At 37.6% G+C, this 9,108-nt stretch carries 7 protein-coding genes; 1 reads left to right on the top strand and 6 read right to left on the bottom strand.

What is annotated here, in order from left to right; all coding sequences use genetic code 11:
- Positions 1–10: 10 nt before the first annotated feature.
- The 6 genes from KMW37_RS07785 to KMW37_RS07760 all read right to left on the bottom strand — a co-directional run bounded on the left by KMW37_RS07785 (position 11) and on the right by KMW37_RS07760 (position 6,818).
- Positions 11–877 carry a hypothetical protein gene (locus tag KMW37_RS07785; protein ID WP_215224053.1) on the bottom strand — a complete coding sequence of 289 codons (867 nt, stop codon included), beginning with the start codon at positions 875–877 and terminating at the stop codon, positions 11–13.
- A 97-nt stretch (positions 878–974) separates the two neighbouring features.
- A complete protein-coding gene (locus tag KMW37_RS07780; protein ID WP_215224052.1) occupies positions 975–1,973 on the bottom strand; it encodes a substrate-binding periplasmic protein in 999 nt (332 codons plus the stop codon).
- Positions 1,974–1,995: 22 nt separating this feature from the next.
- Positions 1,996–2,496, bottom strand: coding sequence for a hypothetical protein (locus KMW37_RS07775; protein ID WP_215224051.1), 501 nt, complete (start codon positions 2,494–2,496; stop codon positions 1,996–1,998).
- A gap of 442 nt (positions 2,497–2,938) precedes the next feature.
- Positions 2,939–4,558 carry a sulfatase family protein gene (locus KMW37_RS07770; RefSeq protein WP_215224050.1) on the bottom strand — a complete coding sequence of 540 codons (1,620 nt, stop codon included), beginning with the start codon at positions 4,556–4,558 and terminating at the stop codon, positions 2,939–2,941.
- A 393-nt stretch (positions 4,559–4,951) separates the two neighbouring features.
- Positions 4,952–5,866 carry an endonuclease/exonuclease/phosphatase family protein gene (locus KMW37_RS07765; RefSeq protein WP_215224049.1) on the bottom strand — a complete coding sequence of 305 codons (915 nt, stop codon included), beginning with the start codon at positions 5,864–5,866 and terminating at the stop codon, positions 4,952–4,954.
- Positions 5,867–5,882: 16 nt separating this feature from the next.
- Positions 5,883–6,818 carry an alkaline phosphatase family protein gene (locus KMW37_RS07760; protein ID WP_215224048.1) on the bottom strand — a complete coding sequence of 312 codons (936 nt, stop codon included), beginning with the start codon at positions 6,816–6,818 and terminating at the stop codon, positions 5,883–5,885.
- A 621-nt stretch (positions 6,819–7,439) separates the two neighbouring features.
- On the opposite strand from KMW37_RS07760, the gene KMW37_RS07755 reads away from it, so the two are divergent.
- Entirely contained in the window at positions 7,440–8,984 is a 1,545-nt protein-coding gene (locus KMW37_RS07755; RefSeq protein WP_246581408.1) for a cellulase family glycosylhydrolase, read from the top strand.
- The last annotated feature ends 124 nt before the right edge of the window (positions 8,985–9,108 follow it).

The following is a 9,108-nucleotide window of genomic DNA, read 5'->3' as shown; positions in this document are numbered from 1 at the left end:
TTTTCATTAATTATTTATGCTTACTACCCCAAGGGGTTCTCTTGATCATATAACTTAGAGAATTTGTATAGGAATCAGTATCACTTCCAAATGCATCTCTTGAATCGGAATAAACACTCTCTCCTCTATCATTGAAAATCTTAAGGCCTACTCTGGTATCGTAATCAGCTAGCGTACTTGAGCTTCCTGAAGAAACCACAGTACCCTTGGTCTCATTATTCTTACGGTCTTTCTCCTTCTCTTTCTCTTTGTAGGTAGTGGCCGAACTACCATAGGTCCTGGTTCCTTTGTACTCGATATCAGAGGATCCAAACACAACAAATTCAACCCCCAAGATTTCAGCTAATTCCTTAGGGTTAGCAGCAGTCGCCAAATGATTATAATCAATTCCATGTTTCTGTAAAATGGAATTGGTAATCATAGGATCCTGAACGGTAATCAGGGAAGTGTTTTTTCTGAATGAATTGGCACATTCATTTTGTGCCTGAGCTCTAATTGCATCCACCATTATACCTTCATCATTAGTAATAATTTCAAAGGGAAGTACAGCTAATTTATTCCGTCTTTCTTCCGCACTGACTGTTGGAGTGGCAGTAACAGGCGCTGCTGCAGCCAGCTCATTGACTACTTCCACACGGCCACTTGCAAACTCTATCTTATTGATTTCATCCTTTTTTAGCTCATATTCCAGGTCTTCCCCCGCATATTTAAACTTAATGGCGGTACTGCTCACACTTACCACCTTGCCTTCCAGTTTTTTTCCATCCAATTTTACTATTACATCATGTTTTTCTTCTTGAGCAAGAATCTCCTGATGAAAACCTATGATCCCTATAAACATCATCAGAAGGATAGAAATATTTCTAGTTAAATCCATAATTACCTTTAGTTTGGTTAGTCCTCTCTTTTATATTTTACTAATAAAAAAGCCTTTTTTCCTTTAGACTGAAGGCCTTTCCACCTATTGAAAATCATTAGAAATTGACACGAATTCCTGGATTGCTCGGGTCACTTGAAGATGTAACATCTATCTTGTGCTTATATTTATCAGGTATATCATCCCAGCTATCATACATCTTACCTCCTATATAATATTGTTTAGGAGCTTGTTTTTCATCCTCATCATAGTAAACCATATAGGAAGATTGAGGAGGTAGTACCCCTATGGTTTCTCCCCTCGGAACCAGTTCGGCAACCCCATCATTATTGATATCCATAGCAAGCCAATCCAAACCCAATAATTTATGATAGGACCCATCATGACTCATTTTTCTAATTTCCTTATTGAATTCCTTGATGATTTTTTCGGCTCCAGGGTAATCCTTTCGTAAGGCAAAATATAGAGGTCTAATGATAAATGGGCTTTTACTGACTACCAAGTGTTCTCTGACTTCTTCATTCTGTTGCTTCAAGAGGTATTCCACTAATAAGGCATCGACCAAAATGCAATCGACTTCATCATTTAGAAGCTTTTGAAAATTCTCCTCATCACTGGCACTTTGGACAATTGTCACATCACTTACATTCTCAAAGTCTTTATTATAAGCATAGCCCTTTACCAAACCAATGCTTCTATTTGCCAAACCATTCATGGCCAGAAGGTCTACATCCTGCCCTCGTTTCCCAACCAATACCAACTGGTTTTGCATATAGGCATTTGAAAAAAGCATTGTAGCTTCTCTTTCACCAGTCATCCATAATGCAGCGCTACCGTCAAAGATTTTACCTTCAATGCCTGACATCACATCATCAAATTCCTGAATGGTCACTTCAGTTGGAACACCTATCCTATTCAAAGCCTCCCTTACCAGGTTTAAAGCTACAGCTGAATTTGGATCCGTATCCGTAAATGGTGGCCAAATATCTGAGGCCAGTTTAAGTTCGGTTTCCTGTCCAGAAGCTGGGAGAGAGAAGATTTCTACCATCAAACAAATAGACAGGATGATTTTCGGTAATATGCGGTTGATTAACATTACGCTACATTTTTCTGATTAGTTAAAATTCCAATAATAAACCTAGGCCATTACTTCCTAGTTGGAACTCAAGTTGAGGCGAACTTTTATTATTTGACTGATAACCTGAATTATAATAATTGACGGCTTTATCTGCGTTCTTTTTAAACCACCTATCAAATGGAATAGAAAGCAATGCACAACCAGCTCCGATATAAGCCAAATTCCAATTAGGATCACTTTCTTCGGAACTTGAAAATGAATCTACAACAGGTATAGCTATCAAAACTGATGCGGCTGTTCCCAATAACAGCTTGGCAATATAATTACTTGCAACAGGCTTGACATAGTCCTCCATTGCTGGATCCTCCCTTAAAAGGGTTATTAGCTGGGTAGGTGTCATTTCTATGCCACATCTCTTATAGACTTTCTTTTTAAAACTCCCTTTTTCAAGAATTTCTATAGGTTCAAATACGGTTTGAGCATGGATACAAAATGTTCCCAAAATTGTTAAAAACAACAAAGTGATAATCGGCTTTTTCATACAGAGTCCCATCTATTTTTGTGTTAACTGGAATGATAAAATCAAAAAACTTTTTATTGACTTAGGTTGCTAATCGTTATGCTAGCCACTAAAAATCAACGGCTTAAAATAGATTTTTTACAATAAAAAAAATAGAAAAAACACTATTTTATTCTATAACCAATATTTATTTTAAAATAAATATTATATACATACACAATTATAATTAATTCATTTTGTTCACCAACCAGTATATTTTATTAATTAGCTTTGAATAGAAACTCAATTGCAGGATAAAAATAAGTTTCACCTTAGATATCCACTTCTCTAACTTTGTGAACAGGAAAAAAATGGGCTTCAAACAATAAAGCATACCTAGCTATCTATTAAAAATAGATACTAAGTATGCTTCTTATAAAAACATGGAAAAAATTAATTTCGAAGGAAATCTTATTTTTCGAAATTAGTGTGTTTTATCTCGATAGGACTTAATCTTTTCCACTTCCTGAAAATCACTTTCATTTACCCAGCCAGCATTTAACTTTTCACCCTTCATATACCTGGAATAAAAGTCCGCGCTGTTTAGGTCCGAATACTTATACTGATCAAAGATGTCACCATTGCCAAACATTCTAGGATCTCCTTGTGCTTTTAACTTTTTGAACAAGGCCTTTTTTAGCTTCTCCTTTTCCTTATCAAAATCACCGCCAAGCACCAGATTATTCAAACAATCCGGATCTTCTTTGATATTATAAAGCTCTTCAGCGGGTCGCTTCCCAAAAGACCAGGCCCAATAATCAAATGTGCTTGCATCATAAATTGAATTAAGACAAACTGTCTTGGTAGCCCCACCATCAGTATTTAAATATCCAGTTTCTGGATTTCCCGCAGGCCATCTATCAGGCTTGAAATTTCTAAGGTAAAGCATGTCATCTTGCACGATCCCCCTGATAGGATATCCCTGATCATCAGGTCTACCCACATCATGCCTTTCCTTGCCTATTAAAACATAGTTTCTTTTGGGATCAACCACATTTAAATTATTAGAAGACAAGATATCAGAAAAGCTACTCCCTGTAATTGGCTGCATACCGCTGTCCTTCTCTTTCACTCCTGCTAATTCAAGGAAAGTAGGTGCAAAATCAATAAAACTGATAAAGTCGTCTATTTTTCGCCCAGTAGTTGAAATTCCATTTCCCCATCGGATCGCCAAAGGAAGGTGGTTGCTATACTCGTATTCCTGCCCTTTCACTCTTGGAAAAGGCATTCCATTATCAGCAGTCACCACTATAATGGTATTATCAAGTTCACCTCTTTTCTCCAACTCAGCCATCATCTTTCCCAGTTGCTGGTCAAAATATTCTATCTCAAAGGCATAATCCAACAAATCTGTTTTCACCGAATCCTTTGCCGGCCAAAAATCAAAAACTTGATTATCATTCACATCTGCTACAGACTTACCGCCTTTGGCAATGCCTGATCCATATTCATAACCTCTATGGGGTTCCAATCCACCATACCAAAAGAAAAAGGATTCTTCCTCTCCCTTATCATCTAAAAAGGCTTCAAAATTGGCTGCATAATCCACATTGCTAATATGGGGAGTTGGCGGTGTTGTCTTGATTTGACTGTAATTGTTTACCAATAAATTCCTAACACTACCATCTTCATTTTTGGCACGGCCAGGTGCCCAACCTTTCCCTGTATAACCTACGTGGTAATTGTTTTCATTCAAGACCTCTGCAAAGGTTTTGAACTTGGCAGGAAAATACGGCCAATGATTCGCCCCTTCTTCCAATTGCCAGGAATTTCTCCCTGTAAGAATATTTGATCTGGAAGGCGCACATTTTGCATTGGGTGTATAGGCATTATTGAAAAGAATACCTTCTTCAGCAATCCGGTCAAAATTGGGAGTATTCACCCAATCACAGCCATAGGCCCCCATATGCATATAGGTCACATCATCCATAATGGCAAAAAGTATATTGGGGTTAAGTTCCGCTTTCTCTTGGTCTTTTCTCACTAGACTCCAAAGTCCGATGATTAATAGAAAGAGACCTAAAGATAAAAGTGTTTTTTTCATGTAAATTTGGGGCTTAAGGTCAATTATTTCAAATTCGATTATTAACGGAACAATTTATCATTAAAAACTTCAATCCCCAACAAGCAACTGGAGTAAAATGGTTTTGTTTAAACTTCTTCATAAATACTATCTATATTGAAGAAATACCAATCACTTACAAAATGTGACTGGAAAATCATTTTAATATACATAATCTTTAAAATAGGTCTTTGGCCAAGCATTTAAAAACTCCAATTTCTTCGGTGAATAAATGCTTGCTTTTAGGTTTTTAAAATCAAATTCTGCCAATAAAGAAGTGGGAACATTCGGAAAAACAAAAAAGGTGCACCCAAAAGACTGCACCTTAAAAATATGGTATTGATATATTTCCCTAAATTGAATGCAATTGCTTGCTTATTCAAACTTGAATTCAGCCATTACGGGATAATGATCCGACAAATAATAGGTATCCTCTTGGTTCAAGATCTTTGCATTTACACATTGGCTCGCAAGATAGGGAGATACTAGGATATAATCTATCCGTACAGATTTATCTGACCTTCCCTCTCCTTTTTCCTCTTCAAAGACCTGAGTGGGAAAACTGATCCTCTCATCCCATCCGGAAGTAAACCTTTGGCTAATATCAATCAATGGATAGCCCAATAAACTGCCGATCACACCGTACTCAAGTTCCCCATCAATCAAGTTCCTATTTTTGCCATTCGAGGCATCTGATTCCCGTTCCGCATTTAAGAGTTTAGCTTTATAAATATCTCCATCAAATGGGGAAAGGGAATTGAAATCACCCAATACAATGTACTTTTCCTGATTCTCGTCAAGAGCTGATAGTTTCTCTCTAATGATCTTAGACTCCACCTGTCTTTTCTTATAATCGGAAGGTGAAAAATGAATGACCATGACATCAATATCAGCCACTTTGCAATGCAGGGCTCCATGGTGCATGTTTTCAAGAATTCTTTCCTTAACTTCTATTGGATATTTTGAAGTAATTCCAACTGGATAGCCCGAGGTCTTCAAAATTTCCGCATAATTATGTCCCCATTTTTTGGCATCCTCTAACAACTGTTCATGGGTATATCCACATAATTCTTGAAGCGCAAGGATATCCGGTTTTTGGGTTTTGACCCATTGGACCATCTTTTCTTTCCTTTCAAGGTCTTTGCCCCAATCAAATCCATTCCAAATATTATAAGAAATCACCTTTAAATTATCTGTATGCTCTTGAGCTTGGGCAAGCGCGGAAACAGTTAACTGAAAGACCAAAGCCATCAAAAAGGCTAAACTTGTAATTGCAATTTTTTTCATCATATAAATAATTAAAACCTTACTTCAACAAAGAATGTCCATCCAGTTCATAGGGAGCTGGATCAATATCCAAATAATCTAAAATGGATGCTGCTATATCCAATTGGGTTGGCACCTGATCATAGCCAAATTTCTCCAGGTCTGTCAACTTAAGTTGATCTTCTTGCCCAAGATCCGGTCCATTACCGGGAACTATTTCCTGCCCTACAATATTGTCTCCAGCCACAATCACAAAGATATTCCTTTCCTGAAGGGTAGTTCCTCCATGTCCGGTCTTATAACCTCCATGGTCTGTGCTCATCAGTATCAACCACTCCTCATTTTCACGGTTTGGACGACTATTTATGGCATCCATTAAATCACCTACATAACGGTCAAACTGAACAATCTCTTTGTAATACTCAGGTACACTTTCATAAAATCCATGATTATGCCCTGCAATATCTACATCTCCATAGTACACAGCAGTGGCATCAGCTTTTTCATTTTCAAGATATTTCACAGCAGCCTGATGAATATAGGCATCACCATTATGGGCATATTTTTTGGCTACGCGCAAGTCTACTTGATCCAGAATGAGTCCCACAGGTAACCAAGTATAGAAGGCAGCCGTGTGATACTCTGGGTATTGATTTTTTATAACAGTCAAAAAATCCGGGTGATTGGCCAGCTCATTGTTTTTGAATGAATTATCCACCACTTTGTGCTTGGCCTCTCCCACTCCCGTCAGCAAATTTGACCAACCAGGACCACTTATGGTAATCCCATTATTGATGGCATCATAAGAATAAATGGCCTTTAGTGTCAGTAAGTCAATATTGGGAGTGGGAATACTTCTTAACACTTCCCCCCTAGTTCCATCAGTACCTATAAAAAGGACTTTTTTCTCCTTTTGTCCATAGGCCAAACCATGGATTAATACTAAAAGCAAAAATGCATTAAAAAACTTTTTCATAATTATAAATGGACTAATCTTGAGGTATATATAAAGTTACTTGTCTTATAAAATTCCATCCAAAAAAAGAGGGGCAATCCACTGCATCACCCCTCTCTATAATTTCGAGCCTAAATAAAGTAATTACTATTTATCCCACCAAATACTTATCATAAAGTCTTCAATACCTTTCACCTAATTTACACATTATTATTCTTACTGTTGTATAAATCAACCTTCTTAAAATTACCCCCTCAAATAATTTTATTAGTAATTGATTGGATTAAAAAAAGGAAAGCCTGTTCATTTCCTCTTTTTAAAACCTCCACTCTTCTTCTGATAAGAGGTATTTTCCGCTAGTAAACACCTTGTTAATCGTCCCTGTATCCTGTAGTTTCGTCCCTAAACCCCGCTATCATTTAGCCTGCCATGTTCGTTTATCCCTAAATATGCGTTCAGGCCACTTTTTTTCATTTCACAAAGCTTAAGCACCTAATTTTAGCCTTAGAGTTTAATCATCAGCAAGACTATGCATCCAATTCATGGCTTTGATTAAACTCCCATCGTTTTCTTCAACACTATTCGCACAAGATGAAAATCCATTGCTTAATTCATTACCTCATTTTTAACTCCATTATTTTGATGACCATTTGCTTGGTTGCCACGACTGGATGTAACCATAATCTGAGTTCATCCCGTGCATTGCATCCTACAAGTATTACAATCAACAACGGTCAATTCGTGGATAACCTAGGAAGGCAAGTTATCCTCAACGGCATCAACATGGCCAATAAGTCCCAAAAAGACAATTACATCTTTCAGGCTGGACCGGAAGTCTATCAAAATTTAAAAACCATGGGTTTCAATACTATCCGTTTGATCCTTATTTGGGATGGACTGGAGCCTGAGCCAGGAAAATATGACGAATCATACATTGAGGAAATCGATAAAATGATCAAAAGGGCCGAAGATAATGGGCTCTTTGTAGTACTGGATATGCACCAAGATTTATACAGTTCAAAATATTCAGATGGTGCACCGGCTTGGGCCACTCTGGATGAAGGGGCCCCACATTATACAGGTGATGTTTGGAGCGACTCCTATTTGATCAGCCCGGCTGTACAAATTGCTTTTGACAATTTCTGGGCGAACAAACCAGCTCCAGATGGCATCGGACTTCAAGATCACTATGCCCAAGCATGGAAACTTCTTGCTGAGCGCTACAAAGACAACTCTACCGTGATTGGTTTCGATCTGATGAACGAACCGTTCCCTGGCAGCTCAGCCCAAGAGATTTTGCCTAGACTTATAGAAGCTTATGGGTCCTTTGTTTATAAAGAAACAGGAGAAATATTAGCCCCATCAGAACTTGCAGAAATATGGTATAACACGGATCAAAGAATCAATGCAATCAAGCGATTAAATACAGAGGAAAAATATGCTTCAGTAATCGATGCCATCCAACCAACTGTAAGGGATTTTGAAAGAAACAACCTACAGCCTTTTTATCAAAAGGTAGCCCATGCTATCAGGGAAGTTGACCAAAAGCACATCCTGTTTCTAGAGCACTCCTATTTCAGCAATATGGGAATCAAAAGTACCATCGAAAGAACATTGCTTTCCAATGGAGAACCTGACCCTTTGGTGGCCTATGCCCCGCATGGCTATGATTTGGTAACGGATACTGACCATGTAGCTGATGCTTCCCCGCACAGAATCAACCTTATTTATAAAAGGGTGAAGGAAAAAGGAAATGAATTGAATATGCCTATTTGGCTTGGAGAATGGGGAGCTTATTATGGAGCACAAGAATCAGTTGTTCCAGTAGCACAATACGCCATCAAGCAATTAGAAACACATTTACTATCTCATGCTTATTGGTCTTATGAGCTTGGAGCAGAGAGCTTAGCCTATTTCCAAAATGGACTTATCCGTCCTTACCCCACTAGCGTCAATGGCAATATCCTGAAATACCACTATGATTTCGAAAATAAAACATTCCAAATGGAGTGGCTTGAAAGTGAAACATCAAATGCACCTACGGTCATTTATACGCCTGATATAAAAAACTTAACTGCTGATCAGTTATTTGAAACTCAAATTATCGAAGGCACTGATGCAGGATGGATCATCATTCCTTCTACTGATGTAAATAAAAGGTCCATTAACATCAATTTTATTAATTAGTAAAAGTCCCCTATGAAATTAATGTTCATAGGGGACTTTTACGTCTATCGATAAAATACCTAGATATCTATATTACTTTTCTCAAGTATTCTCACCAAAAACAAATATGCTCAATGATAAAAAA

Origin of the sequence: Echinicola shivajiensis (assembly GCF_018642165.1) — a bacterium.
GTDB lineage: Bacteria > Bacteroidota > Bacteroidia > Cytophagales > Cyclobacteriaceae > Echinicola > Echinicola shivajiensis.
The sequence above is the reverse complement of the archived record's forward strand: the minus strand, read 5'-3'. Positions and strand labels throughout refer to the sequence as shown.

What these genes read in the sequence shown, in the direction of transcription:
- KMW37_RS07785 (WP_215224053.1), bottom strand. Translation starts at nt 877, where the DNA reads ATGGATTTAACTAGAAATATTTCTATCCTTCTGATGATGTTTATAGGG.
- KMW37_RS07780 (WP_215224052.1), bottom strand. Translation starts at nt 1,973, where the DNA reads ATGTTAATCAACCGCATATTACCGAAAATCATCCTGTCTATTTGTTTG.
- KMW37_RS07775 (WP_215224051.1), bottom strand. Translation starts at nt 2,496, where the DNA reads ATGAAAAAGCCGATTATCACTTTGTTGTTTTTAACAATTTTGGGAACA.
- KMW37_RS07770 (WP_215224050.1), bottom strand. Translation starts at nt 4,558, where the DNA reads ATGAAAAAAACACTTTTATCTTTAGGTCTCTTTCTATTAATCATCGGA.
- KMW37_RS07765 (WP_215224049.1), bottom strand. Translation starts at nt 5,866, where the DNA reads ATGATGAAAAAAATTGCAATTACAAGTTTAGCCTTTTTGATGGCTTTG.
- KMW37_RS07760 (WP_215224048.1), bottom strand. Translation starts at nt 6,818, where the DNA reads ATGAAAAAGTTTTTTAATGCATTTTTGCTTTTAGTATTAATCCATGGT.
- KMW37_RS07755 (WP_246581408.1), top strand. Translation starts at nt 7,440, where the DNA reads ATGACCATTTGCTTGGTTGCCACGACTGGATGTAACCATAATCTGAGT.